This window comes from Burkholderia sp. BCC1993 (genome assembly GCF_905339865.1).
Taxonomy (GTDB): domain Bacteria; phylum Pseudomonadota; class Gammaproteobacteria; order Burkholderiales; family Burkholderiaceae; genus Burkholderia.
In genome coordinates this window covers 47,780-72,715 of sequence record NZ_CAJPGZ010000002.1, presented here as the reverse complement: position 1 = coordinate 72,715, position 24,936 = coordinate 47,780, and the positions used below count along the sequence as shown (strand labels likewise).

The 24,936-nt window shown below is 68.6% G+C and carries 21 protein-coding genes, 1 pseudogene and 2 riboswitches; of the genes and pseudogenes, 7 read left to right on the top strand and 15 right to left on the bottom strand.

Features of this window, described 5'->3' with window-relative positions:
- Positions 1-34: 34 nt before the first annotated feature.
- From U4Y91_RS03110 to U4Y91_RS03085, 6 genes and pseudogenes are all read right to left on the bottom strand, one after another.
- A complete protein-coding gene (locus U4Y91_RS03110; RefSeq protein ID WP_321803242.1) occupies positions 35-1,528 on the bottom strand; it encodes a histidine ammonia-lyase in 1,494 nt (497 codons plus the stop codon).
- Positions 1,529-1,535: 7 nt separating this feature from the next.
- A complete protein-coding gene (locus U4Y91_RS03105; protein WP_044845493.1) occupies positions 1,536-2,327 on the bottom strand; it encodes an ABC transporter ATP-binding protein in 792 nt (263 codons plus the stop codon).
- 28 nt (positions 2,328-2,355) lie between these two features.
- Positions 2,356-3,102, bottom strand: coding sequence for an ABC transporter permease subunit (locus U4Y91_RS03100; RefSeq protein ID WP_321803241.1), 747 nt, complete (start codon positions 3,100-3,102; stop codon positions 2,356-2,358).
- Positions 3,103-3,114: 12 nt separating this feature from the next.
- Positions 3,115-3,837: an ABC transporter permease gene (locus tag U4Y91_RS03095; protein WP_044845491.1), complete on the bottom strand. Its 723-nt coding sequence runs from the start codon at positions 3,835-3,837 to the stop codon at positions 3,115-3,117.
- 94 nt (positions 3,838-3,931) lie between these two features.
- Complete coding sequence (locus U4Y91_RS03090) at positions 3,932-4,792, bottom strand: transporter substrate-binding domain-containing protein (protein ID WP_257774882.1); 861 nt, start codon at positions 4,790-4,792, stop codon at positions 3,932-3,934.
- Positions 4,793-5,088: 296 nt separating this feature from the next.
- A pseudogene (locus U4Y91_RS03085) lies at positions 5,089-5,253 on the bottom strand (altronate dehydratase); the annotation flags it as partial.
- A gap of 2 nt (positions 5,254-5,255) precedes the next feature.
- Between U4Y91_RS03085 and U4Y91_RS03080 the strand changes: the two are divergent.
- Positions 5,256-5,390, top strand: coding sequence for an FCD domain-containing protein (locus U4Y91_RS03080; protein WP_321803765.1), 135 nt, complete (start codon positions 5,256-5,258; stop codon positions 5,388-5,390).
- A gap of 161 nt (positions 5,391-5,551) precedes the next feature.
- Here U4Y91_RS03080 and U4Y91_RS03075 read toward each other — a convergent pair whose 3' ends face one another.
- The 9 genes from U4Y91_RS03075 to U4Y91_RS03035 form a co-directional block, all read right to left on the bottom strand.
- Positions 5,552-6,070, bottom strand: a complete 519-nt coding sequence (locus U4Y91_RS03075; RefSeq protein WP_321803239.1) for an AidA/PixA family protein — start codon at positions 6,068-6,070, stop codon at positions 5,552-5,554.
- A gap of 64 nt (positions 6,071-6,134) precedes the next feature.
- Positions 6,135-6,638: an inclusion body family protein gene (locus U4Y91_RS03070; protein WP_257774819.1), complete on the bottom strand. Its 504-nt coding sequence runs from the start codon at positions 6,636-6,638 to the stop codon at positions 6,135-6,137.
- A gap of 689 nt (positions 6,639-7,327) precedes the next feature.
- A complete protein-coding gene (locus tag U4Y91_RS03065; protein WP_321803237.1) occupies positions 7,328-8,239 on the bottom strand; it encodes an ABC transporter ATP-binding protein in 912 nt (303 codons plus the stop codon).
- 45 nt (positions 8,240-8,284) lie between these two features.
- Entirely contained in the window at positions 8,285-9,259 is a 975-nt protein-coding gene (locus U4Y91_RS03060; protein ID WP_321803236.1) for an ABC transporter permease, read from the bottom strand.
- 66 nt (positions 9,260-9,325) lie between these two features.
- On the bottom strand, positions 9,326-11,416 hold the full coding sequence (gene atzF, locus U4Y91_RS03055) for an allophanate hydrolase (RefSeq protein ID WP_321803234.1): 2,091 nt from the start codon (positions 11,414-11,416) through the stop codon (positions 9,326-9,328).
- Positions 11,413-15,003: an urea carboxylase gene (gene uca, locus U4Y91_RS03050; RefSeq protein WP_321803232.1), complete on the bottom strand. Its 3,591-nt coding sequence runs from the start codon at positions 15,001-15,003 to the stop codon at positions 11,413-11,415. The genes atzF and uca overlap by 4 nt, the downstream gene beginning before the upstream one ends.
- A 37-nt stretch (positions 15,004-15,040) precedes the next feature.
- Positions 15,041-15,697 carry an urea amidolyase associated protein UAAP2 gene (locus U4Y91_RS03045; protein ID WP_321803231.1) on the bottom strand — a complete coding sequence of 219 codons (657 nt, stop codon included), beginning with the start codon at positions 15,695-15,697 and terminating at the stop codon, positions 15,041-15,043.
- A gap of 11 nt (positions 15,698-15,708) precedes the next feature.
- The gene (locus tag U4Y91_RS03040) at positions 15,709-16,464 is read right to left on the bottom strand and encodes an urea amidolyase associated protein UAAP1 (protein ID WP_321803230.1); all 756 of its coding nucleotides are present in this window, start codon (positions 16,462-16,464) and stop codon (positions 15,709-15,711) included.
- Between the two features lie 57 nt (positions 16,465-16,521).
- A riboswitch (guanidine-I (ykkC/yxkD leader) is annotated at positions 16,522-16,655 on the bottom strand.
- 35 nt (positions 16,656-16,690) lie between these two features.
- Entirely contained in the window at positions 16,691-16,930 is a 240-nt protein-coding gene (locus U4Y91_RS03035; protein ID WP_321803229.1) for a hypothetical protein, read from the bottom strand.
- A 182-nt stretch (positions 16,931-17,112) separates the two neighbouring features.
- A riboswitch (guanidine-I (ykkC/yxkD leader) is annotated at positions 17,113-17,234 on the top strand.
- A gap of 138 nt (positions 17,235-17,372) precedes the next feature.
- On the opposite strand from U4Y91_RS03035, the gene U4Y91_RS03030 reads away from it, so the two are divergent.
- From U4Y91_RS03030 to U4Y91_RS03005, 6 genes are all read left to right on the top strand, one after another.
- Positions 17,373-18,395: an ABC transporter substrate-binding protein gene (locus U4Y91_RS03030; RefSeq protein WP_321803228.1), complete on the top strand. Its 1,023-nt coding sequence runs from the start codon at positions 17,373-17,375 to the stop codon at positions 18,393-18,395.
- 332 nt (positions 18,396-18,727) lie between these two features.
- A complete protein-coding gene (locus U4Y91_RS03025; protein WP_321803763.1) occupies positions 18,728-20,422 on the top strand; it encodes a 5-guanidino-2-oxopentanoate decarboxylase in 1,695 nt (564 codons plus the stop codon).
- A complete protein-coding gene (locus U4Y91_RS03020) occupies positions 20,419-21,891 on the top strand; it encodes an aldehyde dehydrogenase family protein (protein WP_321803226.1) in 1,473 nt (490 codons plus the stop codon). The genes U4Y91_RS03025 and U4Y91_RS03020 overlap by 4 nt, the downstream gene beginning before the upstream one ends.
- A gap of 149 nt (positions 21,892-22,040) precedes the next feature.
- The gene (locus tag U4Y91_RS03015; RefSeq protein WP_124523434.1) at positions 22,041-23,138 is read left to right on the top strand and encodes an ABC transporter substrate-binding protein; all 1,098 of its coding nucleotides are present in this window, start codon (positions 22,041-22,043) and stop codon (positions 23,136-23,138) included.
- Positions 23,139-23,142: 4 nt separating this feature from the next.
- On the top strand, positions 23,143-24,069 hold the full coding sequence (locus U4Y91_RS03010) for an ABC transporter permease (protein WP_321803225.1): 927 nt from the start codon (positions 23,143-23,145) through the stop codon (positions 24,067-24,069).
- A complete protein-coding gene (locus U4Y91_RS03005) occupies positions 24,066-24,908 on the top strand; it encodes an ABC transporter permease (protein WP_321803224.1) in 843 nt (280 codons plus the stop codon). The genes U4Y91_RS03010 and U4Y91_RS03005 overlap by 4 nt, the downstream gene beginning before the upstream one ends.
- Positions 24,909-24,936 lie beyond the last annotated feature (28 nt).

Below are 24,936 nucleotides of genomic sequence, written 5' to 3'. Positions count from 1 at the left end.
GAATAATGGATGATCCGCCCGTCGTGGCCGGTCGTCACTGCAAGGGCGGCGGCGCCCCCGCGACGATGCCGGCCGCGATCGCGATGTCGTCCGCAAGCGGCCGGTCGTCGCGATACGCCGGTACGCGTTCGCGCACGTGCCGCCACAGCGCGTCGGTTGACGCGGCCCGCGCGGTTTCGTTCGCTTGCAAGTCGTATGCCTGCGCGGCGGCGAGCAGCTCGATCGCGAGCACGCGCGTCGCGTTCTCGATGATGTCGAGCGCCTTCAGCGCGGCCGGCGTCGCATGACACAGGTGATCTTCCTGCAGCCCCGACGTAATGCCGCCGTCGAGGCTCGCCGGCGCCGCGAGTCGCTGATTCTGCGCGACCAGCGCGACCGCCGTGTACTGCGCGATCATGAAGCCCGAACACGTGCCGCCCGGCGCCGCGAGAAACGCCGGCAGGCCGCTCACGAGCGGATTGACGAGACGGTCCAGCCGCCGCTCGGCGATTGCCGCCACTTGCGCCATCGCGGCCGCGAGGCTGTCCATCGCCAGCGCGATGCCCGCGCCGACCGCATGCGCCTGCGAATGAACGGCCGGCGCGTCGCGCGTACCGGCGACGATCGGATTGTCGGTGACGGACGCGAGCTCGCGATCGACGACGTCCGCCGTGACCGCGAACACGTCGCGCGCCGCGCCGTGCACGTGCGGAATCGTGCGCAGGCTCAGCGGATCCTGCGTATGCCGCCCGCTCGCCGCGGCGAGCATCGGGCTGTCGGCCAGCATCGTCCGCAAGCGCGCGCCGACGTGCCCGATGCCGGGCGAGATCCGCAACGCGAGCGAGGCCGGGTCGAACGCGGCGAGCTGCCCGCCGAGATTCTCGAAGCTCGCCGCCGCGATCCAGTCGGCCCAGTCGAGCAGCCGTTCCGCGCGGGCCAGCGCGAGCGCGGCGAGCCCCGTGACGCACGGCGTGCCGTTGACCAGGCTCAGCCCCTCCTTCGCGCCGAGCACGAGCGGTTCGCGGCCGATGCGGCGCAGCGCGTCGGCGCCGTCGATGCGTTCGCCGCGATGGCGCGCATGGCCGTGCCCGATGCAGACGAGCGCAACGTGCGCCATGTGGGTCAGATAGCCGACCGAGCCGTGCGCCGGCACCTCCGGCAGGCAATCGTGCTCGAGCAGCGCGACGAGCTGTTCGACGACATCGGCATGGACGCCCGAATGCCCATGCGCGAAATTGTTGATCGCGGCCGCGATGATCGCGCGCGTTTCGGCTGCGCCGAGCGGCATGCCGACGCCCACCGCGTGACTCATCAGGATGTTGCGCGACAGCGTGCTCTGCTGTGCCGGCGACACGATCACGTCGCACAGCGCGCCCACGCCGGTATTGACGCCGTAAGCGCGAATCCCGCGCGCGACGATCTCGTCGACGAGTTCGCGCGCGGCAACGACACGCGCGCGTGCCTCGTCGGCCAGCGCCAGCGGCTCGCCGGCCGCCACCGCCGCAACCTGTCGCCAGTCGAGCGGCCGGGCCGCACGGAATACGGTCATGGCAGCCTCAGTTGGTGGTGCGGTCGTGGTGGCTCGACACGAATTGCCGGAAGCGCTCGGAGCACTGGCCGCCGAACAGGTCGTCGGGCGTGCCGTCCGAGTCGACTTCGCCCTGATGCAGGAACAGCACACGATTCGACACGTGCCGCGCGAAGCCCATTTCATGCGTGACGACCAGCATCGTGCGCCCCTCTTCCGCCAGCGAGCGCATCACACGCAGCACTTCGCCGACCAGCTCCGGATCGAGCGCCGACGTCGGTTCGTCGAACAGCATCACTTTCGGATGCATCGCGAGCGCGCGGGCGATCGCGACGCGCTGCTGCTGGCCGCCCGACAGGTGCGCCGGATAGTAGCCGCGCTTGTCGGCGAGGCCGACGCGCGCCAGCAGCGCCTCGGCCTCCTCGACCGCTTCGGCGCGACTGCGCTTTTGCACGCGCAGCGGCCCTTCGACGAGGTTGTCGAGCACCGTCATGTGGGACCACAGGTTGAAGTTCTGAAAGACCATGCCGAGCTGGGAGCGGATCCGGTCGACCTGGCGCCGGTCGCTCGGATGCAGCTTGCCGTCGCGTGCACGCTTCATCGCGAGCGTTTCGCCAGCGAGCGCGACGGAGCCGTCGTCGGGTGTCTCGAGCAGGTTCAGGCAGCGCAGGAACGTGCTCTTGCCCGAGCCGCTCGCGCCGAGGATCGAGATGACGTCGCCCTCATGCGCGTCGAGCGAAATGCCCTTCAGCACATGATGGTCGCCGAACGACTTGTGGATGTTCTTGACCGACAGCGCAACGGGAGCAGCGGTGTTCATCGGATTCTCCTGGAAAGGACGGGGACGCTCAGGGCGCGACGCGTTGAGGATTGCGCGTCGCCGCGGCGGGCGCACCGGTGGGCTTCGGCGCACGCAGGTGCCCGGAAAGCCGCCATTCGAGCGCGCCGAGCAGGCGCACGACGATGAAGTTCAGGCCCAGATAGATCACGGCAGCGCAGACGAACACCTCGGTCGTCCGATAGGTCTGCTGGATGATCTGCTGCGCGACGCCCGTCACTTCCCATACCGTGACGAGGCTGGCCAGCGCGGTCGACTTGACGAGCAGCACCGCTTCGGTCGAATACGCGGGCAGGCACTGGCGCAACGCGATCGGGCCGATCACGCGCCGCAGCAGCGCGAAGCCCGACAGGCCGATCGAATAGCCCGCCTCGATCTGCCCGACCGGCACGGCCATCAGCCCGCCGCGCAGGATCTCGGCCGTGTAGCCCGCCGTGCACAGCGCGAGCGACAGCACCGCGCAGACGTAAGGCTCGCGCAGCAGCGGCCACATGAAGCTTTCGCGGATCACGCCGAACTGACCGAGCCCGTAATACACGAGGAACATCTGGATCAGCAGCGGCGAGCCGCGAAACACGAGGATGTAGGCACGCGCGAAGCGGTTCGGCAGCCAGCGCGGCGACACGCGCATCGTGACGATCACGAGCGACAGCAAGCCGCCGAGCACGAGCGATGCGAAGAACAGGCCGAGCGTGGTCGGTACGGCCGCGAGCAGCTGGCGCAGCGTATCGAAGAAAAAAGCGAAATCGAGGGACATGCACGTTCTCCGTCAGTTGCGCGCGAAATTGCGGCGGAACGACCGGCCGACGATCGCTTCCGCCCGGTTGAACACGCGGTTCGACACGCCCGTCATCAGCAGATACAACGCACCGCCCGCGACGAAGAACACGAAGTACTGGTGGGTCGAATTGGCGGCGATCTGGCTCGTGCGCAACAGCTCGGCGAGCCCGGTGACCGAGATCAGTGCCGAGTCCTTGAGGCTCAGCTGCCACACGTTGCCGATACCGGGCAGCGCGAAGCGCAGCACCTGCGGAACCAGGATGCGCCGCAGCACCATGCTGCGCGGCATGCCGATCGCGCGCGCCGCTTCGAGCTCGCCCTTCGACACCGCGAGCACCGCCGCGCGATACACCTCCGCCTGGTAGGCGCCCGAGATCATGCCGACCGCGAGCGCACCGATCACGAACGGCGGCACGCCGATGAAGCCTTCCGCGCCGAACCACTGGCCGACGGCCGTGACGAGCGTCGAGCCGCCGAAGTAGAACAGATAGATGACGAGCAGTTCGGGCACGCCGCGAAAGACCGTCGTGTACAGGTCGCCGAGCAGGCGGGCGCTGCGGTAGCGCGACAGCTTCGCCGCCGCGATCGCCGCGCCGATCACCGCGCCGACCGCGAGCGCGGCGAGCGTCAGCGCGACCGTCATCAGTGCGGCGAGCAGCAGCACACCGCCCCAGCCTTCGGTTCCGAAGCCGAGCATTTCAAGAATCGCCATGCGTGCCTCCCGGCAAGCGTTGAGTGAATCGGCAGGATGCCTGCCGCCGCGCGTCGTTCGAGTCGTTCGAGTCGCTCACGCGGCGGCGGCGCGCTTACGGTGTGACGTCGGTCTTGAACCACTTGTCGGCCAGCTTCTTCACCGTGCCGTCCGCGAGTGCCGCGCCGATCGCCGTATCGAACTTCGTCTTCAGGTCGGCATCCTGCTTGCGGAACGCGAGCCCTTCACCCGGCCCCCAGATCGGCCCGCCGAGCTTCGGCCCCGCGAGCACGATCGACGCGGTGTCCTTCTTCGTGTTGTTCGCCGCGTAGTACGTGACGTCGTCGAACGAGGCGTCGATGCGCCCGGCGACGAGGTCGAGGTCGCGTTCGGGCGAGGTCTTGTACACGCGAATCGACGCGATGTCCTTGAAGCTGTCGTTGATGAATTTCGTATAGACGGTGCCCGACTGGATGCCGATCGTCTTGCCCTTCAGCTGCTTGCGCAGCGCGTCGACGGTGGGCTTGTCCGCGTTCGCGTCACCCGTCAGCTTGACCATCGGCGCGCCGGGCGCGGCCTTCGGCAGGATCTTGGTATCGGTGACGGCGAACGTCGCGGGCGTCGCCGCATACGGACGCGAGAACAGCAGGATCTTTTCGCGCTCCGGCGTGATGGAAATCGCATCCATCAGGATGTCGAACTTGCCGGCCTGCAGGCCGGGAATCATCCCGTCCCAGTCCTGCGCGACCATGTTGCACTGCACCTTGATCCGCTCGCACACATTGGCGAGCAGCTCCGGTTCGAAACCGCCCAGCTTGCCGCCCGGCAGCGTGAGGTTCCACGGTGCGTAGCCGCCTTCGAGCGCGACCGTCACCGTCTTCCACTCCTTCGCCTGCGCCGGTGCGCCGAGCGTTGCCGCCGCAGCCGCGATGACACCGATCGTCCTGATTGCCCACTTGATCCGCTTGCCGTTCACGAGATTTCTCCTTGCGTTGAGGTTCGTCATCCCTTCGGTGCTGCAGCAAGCCGCCTCAGGAATTTGTCTATACAAGCATGCAAGAAGAAAAACAGCGCGACAAGCAGCGATCAAAAAAAACCGGGTAAACGCGGGAAATCCCCTAATTTAAGGGCTCTGGCGTGCCTCGTCGTGGGGAATTCAGGCACGCGTTTGGTGCATCTCGTACGATCCAATCGCAAGGATGACTAGACAAATTCCGGATTGGATCAGCGGGCAGCAATGCGGGGAACCCGGCCGCGGCGGGCGCAGCGCGCTCAGGCGATCACGCCGGCCTGCCACCGCACGAATTCGTTCTGGCCGTAGCCGTGCAACGCGCTGTTCGAGCGATTGCCGCACGCACGGTCGAGCATGTGCCGGAAGAAGGCGGTGCCAAGCCGATCGACGCTGGACGTGCCGTCGATCACCCCGCCGCAGTCGATCACTGGCCAGGGCGTTCGACGAACACGAGTCCATCCTTCACGCGCTGGAAAACGGCGAGGTGCCGATGGCCCGGGCGGCCATGCGCACGCATCTTTACGCATCGCAACGACGCTGGCTCGAACGGGAGCGAAACTGATCCGGACAGGCCGGCTGCCCATGAAACGCGAGCGGCCCGCGAGCCAAACGGTTCGGCATCCTGCCTGAAATCGGCATTCGCGCAACAGATCGCCCGAAGCCGGTATCGGACGCCAGGTTGACGTTGCCGTCGCGGTCCGGCGACGGCTTGAAATCGGGCTTCTACGAATCCGCGCGGCCGCCGGCGATCTCGATCGACGCCTCCCAGCGGAAGTAGCCGGACACCGCACCGCCACGGTCGAGCACGGCGAAATCGGCCGTACACGTGGTGGCGCCCGCGGCCAGCACGTCGCCGCGCCAGTAATGGTCCGGCATCGGCCGGCACTGCGGATGGAGCGGGTCGTCGTCGGACGGCACCGGCGTCGCGGCGTCGCGCACCTGCGCTTCGATCGGCGCGACGATGCCGGCGTCCCGCAAAGCGAACCGGATGAACAGGACGCTCACTTCGGCACGCAGCGCCAGCGCCGTTTCGCGCAGGCGGAGCTGGTCGCCCGGCGACAGGCCGGCAAAGAGCCGGCTGTCGTTGCGGCCGAGCGGCGCGGTGTCGCCGGGACTCACCACGTAGATGTGCCGGCCGTCGATCACGGTCGGCGCATCGGCGTTCCGGCTCGCATCGGGATAGGCCGACAGCAGCGTGACGGCATCGACGATCGCAAGCACATCGCAACGAAGACCAGGCATGGCACTTCCTCCGGAACGGGACAATGACGCGGGCAGCCGTCGCGCGGCCGCCCGCCTGCCGAGATCAGTTGTGGATCGAGATGAACGGGTCCCACTGATAGCAACCCAGCGACTGGCAGTTGCGGTCGATGATCTGGAAGTAGAAGTGGTAGGTGACGCGGCCTTCCGACAGCGTTTCCGACGACCAGTAGTAGTTGTCCACCTTCTGGCAGGTCGGCGTCGACGGCGAGCTCGGGTTCGGAATCGGGATCGATGCGGTGGCCTTGCGCGGGGTCGGCGTCGAAATCAGGTCGCGGCCCTGGTTGGCGATGAAGCCGTAGAACACGACCTGCTTCTCGAAGCCCAGCGACAGGCTCGTTTCACGCCATCGGATCAGGTCGCCCACCTGGGCTCTCAGGTCGAGTTCGCCGCCCGCCTGCCCGGACACGACGTTGTCCTGGTTCGTGACCATGTACACGTGCTTCCAGTCGATCAGCGTCGGGTTTTTCGGATCCCGGCTGGGATTCGGATATTTCTGGAGAATGGTTTCGGTATCGATCGAGACGAGCACATCGGTAACGCGTGACATAGAAGCTCCCGTTCAGGTAAATGGGGTTGCCGGTGCGCGGACCGTTCCATGCGACCTTCGATCACCGATCGGGTGATCGATTCGCACGAAACCTTGAAAACATCAATTTGTCCCGCGATTCGAATTTACATCGAGCGGTTAATCCAATGAACCTGTAAATGCTGACAGTTCTCGATTATTTTTTATAATGGTTTCAATTTGCGAAAACAATATTCCAGATTGAACCGATATTTCACATGATTTTTAATAAAGCAAAATCGGCGCATCCGGGGCGAAGCCTTTGGTGGATGTGCCGGAACGTGGGTCGAATGCTGCACGCACGCGTCAGGCGGGCGCCGACCCAAAAAGTAGTATTTCAGCGTTTCAATAATATTTTTAATTAACGCCACCATTTTCCCGAGCGAACCCACGACCTTGATGCGCATATGTGTGAATTAAATCACGCATTTCACGCAAAATAGAAACAAAAAGACTCGCGCGAATCGCATCCAACTTCGCCATTACCGAACCGAACGTGCAACGGCATTATTTCACCTCGTATTCCGCCACGAGAGATTAAGAAAAAATCCGCAGCAAAACGACTGACGACAAATGTTCGCACTCGAGCGTGGCCGGGCACCCGTCATGCAGTCGTACTGATCACGCCCGGTACGAGATCACGGGCACATACGCGCGCCCGGCTCCCCCCGCTACTCGACATTGTCCGCGACGTCCGTCATCCGGATCATGTGCGGCTTGACGCCTTCGTCGTCCGCGGCCAACGCTTCCTTCGGATGGATCAGCGCTTCGAGCCGCGCCTTCGTTGCAATGAACTCGGGCGTATTGACCTGCGCATAATCCCGCGGCCGCGGCACCGGCACCTCGATCAGTTCCTGCACGCCGCCCGGGTTCGCCTTCAGCACGAGAATCCGGTCCGCCAGGAAGATCGCCTCGTCGAGGTCGTGCGTGATGAACAGGATCGTCACGTCGATATTGCGCCAGATGTCAAGCAGGTGGGTCTGCATCCGCGCACGCGTCTGCGCGTCGAGCGCGCCGAACGGCTCGTCCATCAGCAGGATCCGCGGGCGGTTCGCGAGCGCGCGGGCAATCGCCACGCGCTGCTTCATCCCGCCCGACAACTGGTGCGGATACACGTCGGCGAAACGCGTCAGCCCGACGAGATCGAGCCACTGCAGCGCCTCGCGCTCGGCCTCGCCGCTGCTGCTGCCGTTCATGCGCAGGCCGAACATCACGTTTTTCTTCACGGTGAGCCACGGAAACAGCGTATAGCCCTGGAACACCATCCCGCGGTCGGCGCCCGGCCCCTGCACGGGCTTGCCGTCCAGCAGCACCTCGCCGCTCGTCTGCGCCTCGAGCCCCGCGAGGATGCGGATCAACGTCGACTTGCCGCAGCCGGACGGGCCGATCACGCACACGAACTCGCGCCGGTGCGTGCGGAAGCTGATGTCGTCGAGCGCGACGCACTCGCCCTGCGGCGTCGCGAAACGCTTGCCGACATGGCGTACGTCGAGAATCACGTCGCGGGTTTTCAGCCGCGCGAAGCGTTCGCGCACCGCGTCGGATTGAATCAGGTAATCGGGAACGGCTTGCGGATTCTGCATGATGCCCTCTGCGAAAATCGGTCGATGGATGCGCGTCAACGGGTGTCACGCTTTCAGCGTGCGATCCCACGGAAACAGCTTGCGGCCGAGCAGCCCGAGCACGATGTCGGTGCCGAGGCCGATGATCCCGATCATCAGGATCGCCGCGTATACGTTGTCGAAATGCTGGTAGCGGGCCTGCTGGCTGATGTACCACGTGATGCCCGAACTCGTGCCGACGAGCTCGGCGACGATCAGGTAGGTCCACGCCCAGCCGAGCAGGATCCGCTGGTCGCGATACAGGTCCGGCAGCACGCCCGGAATCACGACGTGCGTGAGCAGCTTCAGCTTCTTCGTGCCGAGCGTCATCGCGGCCTCGAACAACCCGTATTCGAGCTTGCGCGTCGTGTTCGCGATGATCAGCACCTGCTGGAACAGCGTGCCGATCACGATGATCGCGATCTTCGGCGCGTCGTAGATGCCGAGAATCGCGACCATCAGCGCGCCGAACGCCGGCGCCGGCAGGTAGCGGAAGAACTCCAGGAACGGCTCCTGCAGCCGCGCGAGCACACTGAAGGTGCCGCAGACGATGCCGAGCGGCACGCCGATCGCGGACGAGATCACGAAGCCCCAGAAGATGATCCGGATGCTGTGCCACAGGCTCTCGTGCAGCCACACGCCGTCGCGCGATGCGGGCGGCGTCGTGAACGCCGTGTAGAACGCGCGCAGCACCTGGTGTGGCGCGGGCAGGTAGACCGGGTTCGCGCGCACGCCTTCGGGCACGGCCGCGTGCGTCGCACGCGCATGCGCGCGCTCGTCGTCGAACACGTCGCGCTCGATCTGCATGCCGGCCTGGAAATAGTCGACGCTCCCGGGATTCGTGATGCGCATCTGCGGATGCCAGACGAACGGCACATAGCTGATCAGGCACCAGACGGCGAACGGCAGCAGGAAGGACGCGAGGCCGAGCGTCCATTTGCCGCGCGTCGTCAGTTCGCGGCGCACGGCCAGCCAGCCGATCGTGTTGCGGGTCATTGACATGGGAATCTCCGTATCGTTGCGGGTGCCGGTCGCGCGACGCCCCGGGGGCCACGCGCGACCGGGCGTTCATTGCAATGCGCCGCCGGCGGCGTGGGCGCGGTAGGCCCGCCAGCCGCCGAAGCGCGTGATGTCCTGCGCATCGTCGAGCGCCGCGCTTTCGCACAGGAAACCCTGCACCCGCGAGCCGTCCGCGAGCGTCAGCGTGCCGATGCCGAGCGGCGCCGCAATCCCGGCGACGAAGCTGCCGTAGGCGTCGACCGGCATCTCCCAGACCTCGACCGCGATCGGCGCGCCGCCGTCCGGCACGTGCACGAGGCCCGGCTTGGCGACGCCGCCGCTGGCCGCCGCGGACAGCGCGTAGAGGCGATAGGCGGCGGCCGTCGTCGTCGCGGCGACGAAACGCGCGCCCCGCTGCGTGAGCTGCCCGTTCAGCGGCTCGCCACGCAGATGCGCGCCGACGACGGCCACGCGCACGACATCGGACGACGCGTTGGACGTCGCGCTGGACGACACACCTGACGACGCGCCGAACGACGCGCCGGACGACACACCGGGCGACACACCTGACGGCACACCGGACGACGCGCCGAACGACGCGCCGAACGACGCGCCGGACGACACACCGGACGACACACCGGACGACACACCGGACGACACACCGGACGACACACCGGACGACACACCGGACGACACACCGGGCGCCGGTGCCACCGGCACCGGCGCCCCGGCATAGCCGACAACCGCATCGCCGCCCGCGACGGCGCCGCCGACCCACGCCTGCGCGAGATCCAGCAGCCGCGCATCGTCGTGCGCGCGGCCGACGAACGTGATCCCGAACGGCAAGCCCGCATGCCGTCCGCTTTCGCACGTGCCGGCCGGCACCGCGATCGCCGACAGGTCGAGCAGGTTGACGAAATTCGTGTAGTAGCCGAAGCGCGAATTGACGCCGATCGGGTCGGCTTCGAGCGCATCGACGGTCGCGGTCGTCGCCGAGGTCGGCATCACGATCGCATCGAGCCCGCCCCATGCGCGATCGGCCTCGACGCGCAGCGTCGCGAGCCGGTCGAATGCCGCGAACGCGTCGGCCGCGCTGAAGCGCGACGCACCGCCGATGATTTCGCGGATCACCGGATGGAGCGCATCGGGCTGCCGCGCGGCGAATGCGCCGATCGCGGCGAGCCGCTCGGCCACCCACGGGCCTTCGTACAGCAGCCGCGCGGCGGCCAGGAACGGGCCGAAGTCGATCTCGACGACCCGCGCGCCGGTCGCGCGCAGGCGTTCGAGCGCAGTACCCCACGCCGCGCGATACGATTCGTCGCCGAAGAACTCGAGCTGATCGGCACGCGGCACGCCGAAGCGCAGCTGCGCGAGCGGCCGCCCCGGATGCGCGCGCAGTCCGCTAGCGCCCGGCAGCGGCTGCCACGCGCGCCCGTACGGATCGCCTTCGGTCACGCCATGCGCGACGTCGAACACGGCCCGCGCATCGGCCGGCGAGTGCGCGAACACCGACACGCAATCGAGCGAGCGGCAGGCCGGCACGACACCGAGCGTACTCACCACGCCGCGGGTCGGCTTGAGCCCGACGAGGCCGTGGAACGCGGCCGGCACGCGCCCGGAGCCGGCCGTGTCGGTGCCGAGCGAGAAGGTCGCGACGCCGAGTGCGACCGCCACCGCCGACCCGGAACTCGACCCGCCCGACGCGTAGCGCGGATCGAGCGCATTGCGGCACGCGCCGTAAGGCGAGCGCTGCCCCGAGAGCCCGGTCGCGAACTGGTCGAGATTGGTCTTGCCGACGGGAATCGCGCCGGCCGCGATCAGCCGCTCGACGACGGGCGCGCTGCGCGCGGGCGTGTACGCATAAGCCGGACAGGCCGCCGTCGTCGGGATCCCAGCGAGGTCGATGTTGTCCTTGATCGCGAACGGCACGCCGTACAGCGGCAGCGTCGCGATGTCGCGCCCGGCGAGCGCGTCGGCATACCGCGTCATCTCGGCGCGCGACAGCGGCCGGATCCACGCGTGATGCGGGTCGCCCGCGTCGACATGTGCGGCGATCGCGTCGACGAGCGCGTGCGGCGTCAGGTCGCCCGCTTCATAGCGCGCGCGCAGCGCGGCAATCGAGCGCAGCCCGGGCAGGAGGGCGCGTTCCGTCGTGTTCATGCGACCTCCTCGGCAGCACCCGCGCGCATCACCATCAACCGCTGGCCGGCCACCACCGCCGCGCCCGGCGCGCAATCGATCGTCTCGATCGTGCCGTCTTCCGTTGCCGTCACCGCCACCTCCATCTTCATCGACTCGACGATCGCGACGACCTGTCCTTCGGTCACGCGCTCGCCGGCTTCGACCAGCACCTTCCACACGCTGCCCGACACGTCCGCGGCAATCGCCCGCTGCGTGTCGTCGAGCGCGCCCGCCGCGCGCGCCGCCTGCCCGTCGCCCGGCTCCGCTTCGCCGACGTATTCCGCCTGCCCGGCCGCCCGCCATCGCTCGCGCTCGGCTTCGAACGCGGTTTGCTGCGCGGCCTTGAACGTCGCGATCGAATCGGCCTCGTCGCGCAGGAAGCGGTTGTATGCGCCCAGATCGAACACGGATTCCTCGATCTCGAGCGCCGCACGGCCCGCGATGAAATCCGCGCGCAGCGCGCTCAGCTCCGCCTCGCTGACTTCGTAAAAGCGGATCTCGTCGAAGAAGCGCAGCAGCCAGGGCTTGCCGGCCTCGAATTCGCGCGTGGTGCGGTGGCGGTTCCACATCTGCACGGTACGGCCGACGAACTGGTAGCCGCCGGGCCCTTCCATCCCGTACACGCACAGATACGCGCCGCCGATGCCGACCGCGTTCTCCGGCGTCCAGGTGCGCGCGGGGTTGTACTTCGTGGTCACCAGCCGGTGCCGCGGATCGATCGGCGTCGCGACCGGCGCACCGAGATAGACGTCGCCGAGCCCCATCACCAGATAGCGCGCGTCGAACACGATGCGCTTGACGTCGTCGATGCTCGCCAGCCCGTTGATGCGCCGGATGAACTCGATATTGCTCGGGCACCACGGCGCATCGGGCCGCACCGACTGCATGTAGCGCTCGATCGCGACGCGCGTCGACGGGTCGTCCCACGACAGCGGCAGATGCACGATGCGGTTCGGCACGCGCATGTCGGCCACGTCGGGCAGTTCGCGCTCCGCGGCCTGCAGATGCGCGAGCAGCGTGGCAAGCGGCAGCGTCCGCGCGTCGAACTGCACCTGCAGCGAACGAATCCCCGGCGTCAGGTCGAGCATGCCGGGCAGCCGGTGCGCGTCGAGCCAGCACATCAGCGCATGCACGCGAAAGCGCAGGTTCAGGTCGAGCACGAGCGGCCCGTATTCGACCAGCACGTTGCGATCGCCGGAGCGCCGGTACACCACGCCGATGCCGCCGCCGGCCGCCGGATCGCGATGCAGCACGCAATCGTCCGGCGCGCCGGCGCAAGCCGCAGGCACGACCGCGGCGGCGGCAGGCGCGGGCGACACGCGGGCGCGCACGAACTGCACGGTATCGCCCGGGCGCAACTGCCCGAGCTTCCACAACTCGTCGCGCACGACCGTCACCGGGCACACGAAGCCGCCCAGGCTCGGACCGTCGGGGCCGAGGATCACCGGCATGTCGCCGGTGAAATCGACCGCACCGATCGCATACGCGTTGTCGTGGATGTTCGACGGATGCAGGCCCGCCTCGCCGCCGTCCACACGCGCCCATTGCGGCTTCGGGCCGATCAGCCGCACGCCGGTGCGGCTGGAGTTGTAATGGACCGTCCACTGCGTGCCGTAGAGCATCGCGATGTCGTCGGGCGTGAAGAAATCCGGCGCGCCGTGCGGACCGTCGAGCACGCCGAGCGTCCATGCGTGGGTCAGCGCGGGAACCTCGGCCGCGGCCAGCGTCGCGCCCGCGTCGCCGCGCCCCGCGTCCGCGTGCAGATGCAGCACGTCGCCCTTGCGCAGCGCGCGCCCCGCGTGGCCGCCGAACTGGCCGAGCGTGAAGGTCGCCTTGCTGCCGAGATAGTCGGGCACCTGCAGCCCGCCCTTCACGGCCAGGCAGGCGCGCACGCCCGCGCCGGTCACGCCGCCGAGCTTGAGCACCGCGCCGGGCCGCGCGCGCAGCACCTGCCAGAACGGCGCGGGCTCGCCGTCGAGCGTGGCCGCGAGCGGCGCGCCGCCGAGCACGAACAGCGTCGCCGTGTTGAAGCGCAGCGTTGCGCCGACCATCGTGAATTCCAGCCCGGCCGCGTCGCGCGCGTTGCCGAGCAGCGCGTTCGCGAGGTCGAACGCGCGATCGTCCATCGGCCCGGACGGCGGCACGCCGACGCTCCAGTAGCCGACGCGCCCGGGAGCCTGCTGCACGGTGGTCTGCACGCCGCCGTCGAGCACGTCGATCGTGTGCGGCGCGAACGCGAAGCGCGACAGGAATGCCGTCGTCGGCGCGCCGCGCGCGAACGTGTCCGAGCCGGCAATCGCGCGCAGGTAGTCGAGATTGGTCTCGATCCCGTACAGTTCGGTACGCGCCAGCGCGGCTTGCAATGCGGCCAGCGCGTCGCGCCGCGTATCGCCGCGCACGATCAGCTTCGCCAGCAGCGGATCGTAATGCGCGCTGATCTCGGTGCCCGCTTCGATCCAGCCGTCGACGCGCACGTCGTCCGGAAACGCGACGTGCGTGAGCAGGCCGGCGCTCGGCAGGAACTGCTTGTGCGGATCCTCCGCATACAGCCGCACCTGGATGCTCGCGCCGCGCGGCGCAACGGCGAGCGTGTCGAGCGGCGGCAGGTCGCCTTCGGCCTGCAGGATCATCCATTCCACGAGATCGACGCCCGTCACCGCTTCGGTCACGCAATGCTCGACCTGCAGGCGCGTATTCACCTCGAGGAAATAGCACTGCCGCGCGTTCGCGTCGAACACGAATTCGACGGTGCCAGCCGACGCGTAGCCGACCGCGCGGGCGAGCCGCACCGCGCTCGCGTGCAGCGCGTCGCGCTCGGCATCGGTCAGGTCCGGCGCGGGCGTTTCCTCGATCACCTTCTGGTTGCGGCGCTGCACCGAGCAATCGCGTTCGCCGAGCGCGATCGCGCCGCCCCGGCCGTCGCCGAAGATCTGCACTTCGATGTGCCGCGCGTGTTCGACGAACTTCTCGAGATAGACGCCCGCATGCGCGAAGTTCGCGTTGCCGAGCCGCACGACGGAATCGAACGCTGCCTCGAGCTGCGCGGCATCGCGGCAGAGCGACATGCCGATCCCGCCGCCGCCCGCGGTGCTTTTCAGCATCACCGGATAGCCGATCGCGCCGGCTTCGGCGAGCGCCGTCGCCACGTCGTCGAGCAGGCCCGTGCCCGGCAGCAGCGCGACGCCCTGAGCGGCGGCGAGCGCGCGCGCGGTGTGCTTGAGGCCGAACGCACGCATGTGATCGCCGCGCGGCCCGATGAAGCGCAGGCCCGCTGCTTCACATGCGTCGGCAAAGCCCGCATGCTCGGACAGGAAGCCGTAGCCGGGATGTACGGCCTGCGCGCCGGTCTCGCGCGCGGCGGCGAGGATCGCCGCGACGTTCAGGTAGCTGTCGGCCGCAGGCGCCGGTCCGACCCGCACGGCTTCGTCGGCGAGCGCCACGTGACGCGCGTCGCGATCGGCGTCCGAATAGATCGCGACCGACGCGATGCCGAGCCGCTTCAGCGTGCGGATCACGCGGCACGCGATTTCGCCGCGGTTCGCGACGAGGACTTTGGCGAATCTCATGCGGCCTCCCGCGAACGATGGCGAGCGTGGGCGTCGTTCATGCAGCCTCCCAGATCGTGAGGCGCACGGGCGTCGGGTTGTAGCCGTTGCACGGGTTGTTGAGCTGCGGGCAGTTCGAGATCAGCACCGTGACGTCCATCTCCGCGCGCATCTCGACGTACTTGCCGGGCGCGGAAATGCCGTCCTCGAACGTGAGCCCGCCGAGCGGCGTGACGGGCACGTTCATGAAGAAGTTGACGTTGCCGACGAGGTCGCGCTTGCCGAGCCGCGCACCCGCGCCGCACGTGCAGTGCGCGATCGCGTTGAGGAAGCTGTCGCGGCAGTTGTGCATGTAGCGCTTGTCGAGCGCATAGCGCACGGTGTTGCTCTCGGCCGCGCACGCGCCGCCGAGCGTGTCGTGGCGCCCGCACGTGTCGGCGACGATCTTCACCATCGGGTTGCCCCGGCTGGACAGCAGCACGCTGCCCGCGCTCAGGTACAGGTTGCGCTGCGCACGAATCGTGTCCTGCGCGCTGTAGCGCTCCTCGGTGTCGTCGGTGCGGTAGAACAACGTGTCGACCGCCTGGTTGCCTTCCAGGTCGAGGATGCGGAAGATCTGGCCGCGTTTCAGGTCGTGCAGCCACGGTTCGCCCGCGTTCAGCTTGGTGTCGTGGATCGCGTCGCGCGGGTCGAGACGGCTTTCGATGATCGGCATGGTCCGGCTCCTTACGCGAACAGGCGGTCGGTGTTGGTGAAGCCGCGCATGTTCTCGGCGCACGCGCGCCGGCACGGGTCGTCCTCGGGCGCGGCGCCGTCCGCCGGATACGCGCGGTACGCGATCAGCTTCACGGGCTTCGGCGCATAGTCCGTACTCGGATCGAGCGGATGCGGCGCGGTCGAGAACGCCGCGAGCGTGTTCATCTCGAAGCGCAGGTCGAGCGCGCTGCCGGCCGGCGAGTGTCCGGCGGCGAAATCGAGCGTGCCGTCGTCGCGCGTGTCGAGCCGGCTGAAGAAGTTGACGTTCGCGGCGAGATCGCGCGCCGACAGTCCGTATTTCGCGAGCTCGAGCACGAGGCTGTCGCGGCCGTTGCGGATCATCGCGTTGCGATCGGCCTGGTACGAGGTCGCGCCGTACTTGTGCGCGAACAAGCGCGCATCGCCGACGCCGCCGAGCGGGTCGTGCCAGCCGAGCGTGTCGGCCGTGATCGACGCGATCACGCGCCCCATGTCCGTGTACAGCGCGTGGCCGCGCGTGAGATGCGCGGTGTGCTGCGCCTTCAGCGTATCGGCCATGTTGTAGCGTTCGAGCGGGTCTTCCTGGCGATGAAACACGGCGGACAGATTCGCGCCGCCTTCGACATCGACGACGCGCAGCGCGAGGCCGCGGCGCAGGATGCCGGACCAGTGGGTGCCTGCGGGAATCAGCGTTTCCCACACGACGTGCGGCGGCGGGGCAAGGAGGGCTTGGGGGCTCGGCGACATGGCGGCTCCGTGGAGGGTTGGATAAAAGGCGTGAGAGGGCGACCGAACGACATCGCGACCTCCCGGGCTTTTATCCCTCCGTGGAGCCTCGCCGTTTCCTCGAATCGAGGCGAAGGCAAGACCGGATTGCTCTCGGACCAGTCATCGCGCGGCGCGAACGCCGCACGACCGGAACCCTAGCGATCCTGAAGATGATGCAAATTGCTTCGCACCTCTCGAGCGTCTATCAAGCGAGTTGCGTGCCAGCCGCCGCGCAACGACCACAGGACGACCGCGCAACGACCGCACGACGCGGCACGACGGCGCGACGACGCGCGGCATGCACGAATCGGTGGCGGCGGCGGCTTGCCCTCGCAACGGGCGTGCGACGCACCATGTGCACGCGATCGCGCACCGGAGCAGTGCGGATCGCGCGCGCCTGCGCCGCGCGTTCGACGATGGCATGGGCATTGCTGAACGGATGCATCGTCACTCGATAGCTCACGCTTCATGAACAAGCTCAACCTGCTCCGGCGCGCATTGAGCGCGCTGTTCTCCGCCCGCTTCATCGAACTTCAGCGCACCACGCGGCGCCGTTGAATCGCATGGCCGCGTGCCATTGGCACGCTTCTCGCTCGGCATGACGCCGAGAGGTGCGGCAGCGTCGCATCTTAGGGGTGCTAGGGTTCCGGTTCATCGAACGTCTGGTCCGAGAGCAGCCCGGCGCGGGTGCGTCCGATCGCGAGACCGGACGCACCCGCGCTACACGGCGGGACAAAAGCCCGGGAGATTGGCGATGGCAACGGCCGTCGCGCCTCTCCGTGGCCGCTTCGTTCGTTCCGCATCCGCAGGAACCGGCCACGCGGCCGGACCGCGCACAGGCACGGTCCGAATCGACGATCCCGATCCCGGTCTCCTGGAGAACAACGATGACCCGTCCCGCCCCGGCGTTCCGCCGCCTGCCGTCCCTCCGTTTTGTCCGTCATGCATTGGGGGCCGCCGTCACGGCCGCCGCGCTGTTGACGGCGCCCGCCGTGCACGCGGCAGCGCCGCTGAAGATCGGCTACAGCGACTGGCCCGGCTGGGTCGCGTTCCAGGTCGCGCTCGACAAGGGCTGGTTCAAGGAAGCCGGCGTCGACGTCGACTTCGAGTGGTTCGATTATTCGGCGTCGCTCGACGCGTTTTCCGCGGGCAAGCTCGACGCGGTCGCGGCGACCAACGGCGATGCGCTCGTCACCGGCGCGGCCGGCGCGAAGAACGTCATGATCCTGCTGACCGACTATTCGGCCGGCAACGACATGATCGTCGCGAAGCCGCCGCTGCGCACCGTCGAAGGCCTGAAGGGCAAGAAGGTCGGCGTCGAGCTCGGCCTGGTCGATCACCTGCTGCTCGAAACCGCGCTGCAGAAGCACGGGCTCAAGGACGGCGACGTCACGCTCGTGAATGCGAAAACCAACGAACTGCCGCAGGTGCTCGGTTCGTCGTCCGACATCGCCGCGGTGGCCGCCTGGCAGCCGAACGCGGGCGAGGCGCTGAAGCGCGCGCCGGGCGCCCGGGCGATCTTCACGTCGGCGGATGCGCCGGGGCTGATCTACGATGCGATCACGGTCGCGCCGGCGAGCCTCGCCGCGCGCCGGGCCGACTGGGCAAAGGTGGTCAAGGTCTGGTACCGCTGCGTCGCGTACATCAACGACCCGAAGACGCAGGCCGACGCGGTCAGGATCATGTCCGCGCGTGTCGGGCTCGCGCCGGCACAATACCTGCCGCTGCTGAAGGGCACGCACCTGCTCGACGAGGCTGCCGCGAAGCGTGCGTTCCGCAAGGGCGACGGGCTCGACTCGATCTATGGCTCGACGCGCAACGCGAATGCGTTCAACGTGCGTAACGCCGTGTACAAACAGTCGCAGGACGTCGACGCGTATATCGATCCGCGCTTCACCGAGCCGCACTGACCGTCGCGGGCTCGCCTGCAGGACGGGCCGGGCATGCCGGTGACGGGTCCGGCCCGCTAACCACGGACATCCGGTCACGCGCATGACCGATGGAGATCGAAGCAGCAGTACGCGGGGAATCGTGCGCGGGCCGAACGGTTCCCGCGCATAACGACCGCTCGCCGCGGCAAGCCGCGGGCCGTCGGCGAGCATCGACGCCGCCATGCGCGGCGCTCATGCGCCGCATGAAAACTTATCGATTGTTGGCACCGCCGATCGACCCCGACAATCCGCTTCATGCCCCTTGCTTGCGGTACGGGCCACTCCCCCTCCCAATCGGCACGTCACGATCCATGAACCATCCCGCCCCTGTCTCCTGCATTGCCGAGGCCTGCGCGGCCACGGCCGCCCCGTTCCATGCGCGCCCCCGCACCTGCGGCGAAGCGCTCGTCGATCTCCTCGAACGCCAGGGTGTCGAATGCGTGTTCGGCATTCCCGGCGTGCATACCGTCGAGCTCTATCGCGGCCTTGCCGCATCGTCGATCCGTCACGTGACGCCGCGCCACGAACAGGGGGCCGGATTCATGGCCGACGGCTATGCCCGCGTCACCGGCCGGCCGGGGGTCTGCTTCATCATCACCGGGCCGGGGATGACCAATATCGCGACCGCGATGGCACAGGCCTACGCGGATTCGATTCCGATGCTGGTGATCTCGAGCGTCAACGCGCGGCGCGAGCTCGGCAGCGGCGACGGCCGCCTGCACGAGCTGCCGTCGCAGCGCGACGTGTTCGCGGGGCTCACCGCGTTCTCGCACACGCTGCTCGACGCGGCCGATCTGCCGCAGGTCCTCGCGCGCGCCTTCGCGGTGTTCGAAAGCGCGCGCCCGCGCCCCGTGCATATCGAGATCCCGCTCGACGTGATCGTGATGCCGGCGCCCGCGCTGCCCGCCGCGCCGCTCGCGCTGCCCGCGCGCCCCGCGCCGGATGCGAACGCGCTCGCGGCAGCCGCCGACCTGCTCGCTCAGGCCCGGCGGCCACTGATCCTGGCCGGCGGCGGCGCGATTCACGCCGCGACGGAACTGCGCGAACTCGCCGAACGCCTGCACGCGCCCGTCGCGCTGACGATCAACGCGAAGGGCCTGCTGCCGGCCGGCCACCCGTTGCTGATCGGCTCCACCCAGTCGCTGCCGGCCACGCGCGCGGCGATCCGCGAGGCCGACGTGGTGCTCGCGGTCGGCACCGAACTCGGCGAAACCGATTACGACGTCACGTTCGACGGCGGCTTCGCGATCGACGGCCGGCTGATCCGCATCGACATCGACGCGCAACAGCTGATGCGCAATGCGCGCGCGGAAATCGCCATCGCCGGCGATGCGCGGCTGGCGCTTGGCGCGCTGTCGACCCACCTGCACGAAAGGCCGGCACCGGCACCCGAGCCCGGCTGGGGTGCGCCGCGGGTGGCCGCCGTGCGCGCCGCGATCGCGGCCGGCCACGACGGCGCCGCGCGTGCCCAGGCACGGCTGATCGACACCATCGTCACCGCACTGCCCGGCGCGATCATCGCCGGCGATTCGACGAGCCCCGTCTATGTCGGCAATTTCACGCACGATGCGCCGGCACCGCGCAGCTGGTTCAATTCGTCGACCGGCTACGGCACGCTCGGCTACGGGCTGCCCGCCGCGATCGGCGCAAAGCTCGCCGCGCCTGCGCGGCCCGTCGTGTGCCTGATCGGCGACGGCGGCCTGCAGTTCACGCTGCCGGAGCTCGCGAGCGCGGTCGAGGCTCGCGTGCCGGTGATCGTGATCGTATGGAACAACCGCGGCTACGGCGAGATCCGCAAATACATGGTCGAGCGCGACATCACGCCGGTCGGCGTCGATCCGTATACGCCCGATTTCCAGGCGCTCGCACGCGGCTTCGGCTGCGCGGCGCAGGCGGCCGCGACGCCCGACGCGCTGGCCGACGCGCTGCGCGATGCGACGGCACGCACGATGCCGACCGTGATCGAAATCGACGAGGCAACCTGGTTCGGTCAGGTGCAGCGATGAGCACGACACCGGATCTCGCGTTCGATCCGCCGCTGCATACGCGCCACTTCATCGACGGCACGTGGCGCACGAGCGTCAGCGGCGCGACGCTGGCCGTCGTCGACCCGTCGACGGAAATGGTCATCGCCGACGTCAGCGCAGGCGGCGACGCCGACGTCGAGCATGCCGTGCAAGCCGCCTCGCGCGCGTTTCGCGACTGGAAACGCACGACGGGCGCCACGCGCGCGGCGCTGCTGCGTGCCATCGCGCGCGGCGTCGACGCACGGCGCACGCGGCTCGCGACACTGCAGTCGCTCAACAACGGCAAGCCGTTCGCCGAAGCCGAGATCGACGTCGCCGACGTGATCGCCACCTTCGACTACTACGCGGGCCTCGCGGATGCCCTCGACACCGACGGCGAAACCGAGATCGCGCTGCCCGGCGGCGACCATCGCGCGTGGATCCGGCGCGAACCGGCCGGCGTCGCCGCGCTGATCGTGCCGTGGAATTTCCCGATGGTCACGACCGCATGGAAGCTCGCGCCCGCGCTCGCCGCCGGCTGCACCGTCGTGCTGAAGCCGTCCGAGATCACGCCGCTGCCCGAGCTCGAACTCGCCGCGATCGTCGCCGAAGCGGGCCTGCCGCCCGGCGTGCTGAACGTCGTGACGGGCACCGGCCACGAGGTCGGTGCCCGGCTGTGCGCGCATCCGCTCGTCGCGAAGGTGTCGTTTACCGGCAGCACGGCAGTCGGCGCGCAGGTCATGAAGACGGCCGCGGACACGATCAAGGGCGTCGGTCTCGAACTCGGCGGCAAATCGTCGATCGTCGTGTTCGACGACGCCGACCTCGATCACGCGGTCGACCTGATCGCGGGCGGCGGCCTGTTCAACGCCGGGCAGATGTGTTCGGCGACCTCGCGCGTGCTCGTGGCCGCCCCGCTCGCCGACGACCTGATCGCGCGCCTCGCGCGACGGATCGAGACGACCGTCGTCGGCCCGCCGTTCGCACCCGGCGTGCAGATGGGCCCGCTGACGAACCGCGCGCAATACGAACGCGTGAAGCACCACATCGCGCAGGGCCGCGCCGACGGCGCGCGCCTCGTGACGGGCGGCGACGCGCTCGCCGGCCCCGGCTACTTCATCCGGCCCGCGCTGTTCGCCGACGTGCCGGCCGGCTGCGCACTATGGCGCGACGAAATTTTCGGGCCGGTGCTGTGCGTGCGCGCGTTCGACGCCGAGGACGACGCGATCGCGGCCGCCAACGATACCGAATACGGGCTGGTCGCAACCGTCGTCACGCGCGACGCCGCGCGCGGCAGGCGGGTCGCCAATGCGCTCGAGGCGGGCGTCGTGTGGATCAACACACCGCAACTGATTTATCCGCAAACCTCATGGGGCGGCTACAAGCGCAGCAGCGTCGGGCGCGAGCTCGGCCCGTTCGGGCTGGCCGCCTTCCAGGAGATCAAGCAGGTCATGACGGCGGCCCGCTGAGGCCGGCGGCCCATGCGTTTAAGTCATGGCGCGCATGCGGATATTTCGTTTGTTGCGGAAATTTGACCTCCCTACAGTTCATCCACACCCCGCGCCGCCCTTCGGCGACCGGCATCGAACCCCACGGCATCGTTCATCAGGAGACGGCCATGCAACACTTCAAGGCGGGCAGAAGGCAGGTGATCAAAACCCTCGGCACGGCACTCGCCGCATCCGCCATTCCGATGCCGTTCATCAGGACTGCGAAGGCTCAGTCGGGCAGCTTCGCGGGCAAGACGCTGCGCCTGCTCACCTGGTCTGACGATACCGGCGCGGCCGCGCTGCGCAACATCGCGGAAACCTTCAGCAAGCAGACGGGCGCACGCGTGATCGCCGATCGCGCGGACGGCACGTCGGGGATGGTCGCGAAGGTCAAAGCCGCGGGCGAGCGGCCGACCTACGACGTCATCACGCTCGCGGGCGTCGGCGCGGCCGGCCTCGCCGACGCCGGCCTGCTCGCGAAGCCCGACCTGAACCGGCTGCCGAACCTGAAGGACGTCGCGCCGCAATACCGCACGGGCGCGAACGGCTTCGGCATCGGCTACCTGCTGTGGTCGGACGGGCTGATCTACAACACGGCGACCGTGAAGAGCGCACCGTCGAGCTACGAGGCACTGTGGGATCCGAAATATGCGGGGCGGCTGTTCCTGCCGCCGCCGGAATGGGCCGAAGCGGTCGACCTCGCGATCATCGCCGCGAAGCTGGCCGGCGGCTCGCAGCAGAACATCGATCCCGGGTTCCGAAAGCTCGCGCAGCTCAAGGATCGCGTGATGACCCTCGGGGAGAACCCGAACCAGGTCGCCGACCTGTTCCGCACCGGCTCGCTCGACATCGGCGGCATCTATTCGCCGGCGTTCTTCCCGGACCAGATCCGCAAGCCCGACTACAAGATGGGCGTGACGTACGGAATGAAGGAAGGCTTCGCGACGCAACTGATGTTCACGGTGATCCCGAAGGCGCATCCGGGCGACCTCGACCTGATCCACGCATTCATCAACCATTCGCTCGACGCGGGCGTACAGGGCCGCATGGCGGCCGACGTGCTGAACGGGCCCGTGAACGGCAAGGCCGTGATTCCCGCGGAAAGCCGCGCGTTCGTGCCGTCGCCGCAGCAGATCGCGGAGAAGGCCGTGCTGCACGACGACAAGGCGCTCGCCGTCGTCCAGCCGGCGTGGATCAAGCGCTACACGGGCCTCTTCGCGGCGTAACGACATGGCCTCCCTGTCCTCCCCCCGCGACGCGGCGCCGGCCGCCGGCACACCGGCCGGCGCCGGCTCGGACGCCGGGCCCGCGCTGGCCGGCGTGCCGCCCTGGCTGCTGCTCGCGCCGATCCTCGCGTTCCTCGCGGTGCTCGTCGCCGCGACGCTCACCGTGTTGCGTATGAGCGTCGGCGTATCCGGCGACGAATGGCGGACCTTCACGCTGCAGAACTACGTCGATCTCGCGGACCCGTACTTCACGAAATCGCTGTGGCTCACGCTGCGCCTCGCATTCCAGAGCATGGTGTGCGCGGTGCTGCTCGCGATCCCGGTCGCGCTCGCGATGGCGCGCACCGAATCGCGGCTCGCGCGCCGGCTGATGCTCGCCGGCGTCTTGCTGCCGCTGCTCGTGAACCTGCTGCTGCAAGGTTATGGCTGGCTCGTGATGCTCGGCCCGGCGGGATTGCTCAATCGCGCGCTGCTGGCCTCGGGCGTCGTCGATCGGCCGCTGCAACTGCTGTACCGCGAGCACGGCGTGCTGCTCGGGCTGATCCAGACCGCGTTCCCGCTCGCCGTGCTGCCGCTGTCGAGCGCGCTGCGCGCGGTGTCCCGCGCATACGACGAAGCCGCCGCGACGCTCGGCGCGAGCCGCTGGCAGACGCTGCGGCACGTGACGCTGCCGCTCGCGATGCCCGGCCTCGTCGCCGGCGCGCTGCTCGTGTTCGCGTACAACGCCAGCGCATTCGCGGTGCCGCTGCTGCTCGGCGGCCGACGCGTGCCGATGCTCGCGGTGCTCGTGCACGACCAGGTCGCACCGCTGCTCAACTGGCCCGCCGCGTCGGCATCGGGCGTCGTGCTGATGGCCGCGACGCTCGTCGTGATGGCGGTGTCCCAGCGCCTCGTGCGCACCCTGCAACGTGCCGGCGAGGTGAACCGATGAATACCCTGCTCTTGCGCGCGCCCCTGCCCGGCCGCCTCGGCCGCGCGACGGGTGCGCTCGCGACGCTCGTGCTGTTGCTCGCCGCACTGCCGATCCTGACGATGATCACGATGTCGTTCGGCGCATCGGGAACGCTCGAATTCCCGCCGCGCGAGTTCAGCCTGCACTGGTATCGCGCCGCCTGGCAGACCTTCGTGTCGTCCGATGCGGGCAGCGCGCAGTCGATGGGCGCCGCGTTGACGACCAGCCTCGTCGTCGCGGTCGCGACGATGCTGATCGCGACCGCCGTGTCGGTGCCCGCGGCCTACGCGCTGTCGCGCTGCCGCTTCCGCGGCAAGGCGCTCGTCGAGCAGCTCGTCGCGTTGCCGATCGTCTATCCGCTCGTGATGCTCGGCCTCGCGCTGCTGATCGTGTTCAATGCGCTGCCGGTCGAGCTCGGCATCGTGCGGCTCGTGGTTGCGCACGTGATCCTGACGCTGCCGTTCACCGTGAAGAACTGCGCGGCCTCGGTTGCGTCGATCGGCCCCGACTTCGAGGAAGCCGCGTGCGTGATGGGCGCGAGCCCGCGGCGCGCGCTCGTCGACGTCGTGCTGCCGCTGATGCGGCCCGGGATTCTCGCCGGGATGCTGTTCGCGTTCATCGTGTCGTTCAACGAGTTCACGGTGACGTTCTTCCTGTACAGCATCGACACGATGACCCTGCCGGTCTGGCTCTACAGCCGCACCGTGTCGTCGCTCGATCCGACCGTGTTCTGCTTCGCGGTATTCACGGTCGCGATCGACTTCGCGCTGATCTGGATGCTCGAAAAACTCGTCGGCGACAAGGGCGTCGCGCTCTGATGCGCGCACGGCCCCGCCCTCGCCCATG

What these genes read in the sequence shown, in the direction of transcription:
- U4Y91_RS03015 (WP_124523434.1), top strand. Translation starts at nt 22,041, where the DNA reads ATGCAACACTTCAAGGCGGGCAGAAGGCAGGTGATCAAAACCCTCGGC.
- atzF (WP_321803234.1), bottom strand. Translation starts at nt 11,416, where the DNA reads ATGAACACGACGGAACGCGCCCTCCTGCCCGGGCTGCGCTCGATTGCC.
- U4Y91_RS03005 (WP_321803224.1), top strand. Translation starts at nt 24,066, where the DNA reads ATGAATACCCTGCTCTTGCGCGCGCCCCTGCCCGGCCGCCTCGGCCGC.
- U4Y91_RS03110 (WP_321803242.1), bottom strand. Translation starts at nt 1,528, where the DNA reads ATGACCGTATTCCGTGCGGCCCGGCCGCTCGACTGGCGACAGGTTGCG.
- U4Y91_RS03035 (WP_321803229.1), bottom strand. Translation starts at nt 16,930, where the DNA reads ATGCATCCGTTCAGCAATGCCCATGCCATCGTCGAACGCGCGGCGCAG.
- U4Y91_RS03060 (WP_321803236.1), bottom strand. Translation starts at nt 9,259, where the DNA reads ATGTCAATGACCCGCAACACGATCGGCTGGCTGGCCGTGCGCCGCGAA.
- U4Y91_RS03075 (WP_321803239.1), bottom strand. Translation starts at nt 6,070, where the DNA reads ATGCCTGGTCTTCGTTGCGATGTGCTTGCGATCGTCGATGCCGTCACG.
- U4Y91_RS03040 (WP_321803230.1), bottom strand. Translation starts at nt 16,464, where the DNA reads ATGTCGCCGAGCCCCCAAGCCCTCCTTGCCCCGCCGCCGCACGTCGTG.
- U4Y91_RS03095 (WP_044845491.1), bottom strand. Translation starts at nt 3,837, where the DNA reads ATGGCGATTCTTGAAATGCTCGGCTTCGGAACCGAAGGCTGGGGCGGT.
- U4Y91_RS03030 (WP_321803228.1), top strand. Translation starts at nt 17,373, where the DNA reads ATGACCCGTCCCGCCCCGGCGTTCCGCCGCCTGCCGTCCCTCCGTTTT.
- U4Y91_RS03100 (WP_321803241.1), bottom strand. Translation starts at nt 3,102, where the DNA reads ATGTCCCTCGATTTCGCTTTTTTCTTCGATACGCTGCGCCAGCTGCTC.
- U4Y91_RS03020 (WP_321803226.1), top strand. Translation starts at nt 20,419, where the DNA reads ATGAGCACGACACCGGATCTCGCGTTCGATCCGCCGCTGCATACGCGC.
- U4Y91_RS03025 (WP_321803763.1), top strand. Translation starts at nt 18,728, where the DNA reads ATGAACCATCCCGCCCCTGTCTCCTGCATTGCCGAGGCCTGCGCGGCC.
- U4Y91_RS03065 (WP_321803237.1), bottom strand. Translation starts at nt 8,239, where the DNA reads ATGCAGAATCCGCAAGCCGTTCCCGATTACCTGATTCAATCCGACGCG.
- U4Y91_RS03105 (WP_044845493.1), bottom strand. Translation starts at nt 2,327, where the DNA reads ATGAACACCGCTGCTCCCGTTGCGCTGTCGGTCAAGAACATCCACAAG.
- U4Y91_RS03010 (WP_321803225.1), top strand. Translation starts at nt 23,143, where the DNA reads ATGGCCTCCCTGTCCTCCCCCCGCGACGCGGCGCCGGCCGCCGGCACA.
- U4Y91_RS03045 (WP_321803231.1), bottom strand. Translation starts at nt 15,697, where the DNA reads ATGCCGATCATCGAAAGCCGTCTCGACCCGCGCGACGCGATCCACGAC.
- uca (WP_321803232.1), bottom strand. Translation starts at nt 15,003, where the DNA reads ATGAGATTCGCCAAAGTCCTCGTCGCGAACCGCGGCGAAATCGCGTGC.
- U4Y91_RS03070 (WP_257774819.1), bottom strand. Translation starts at nt 6,638, where the DNA reads ATGTCACGCGTTACCGATGTGCTCGTCTCGATCGATACCGAAACCATT.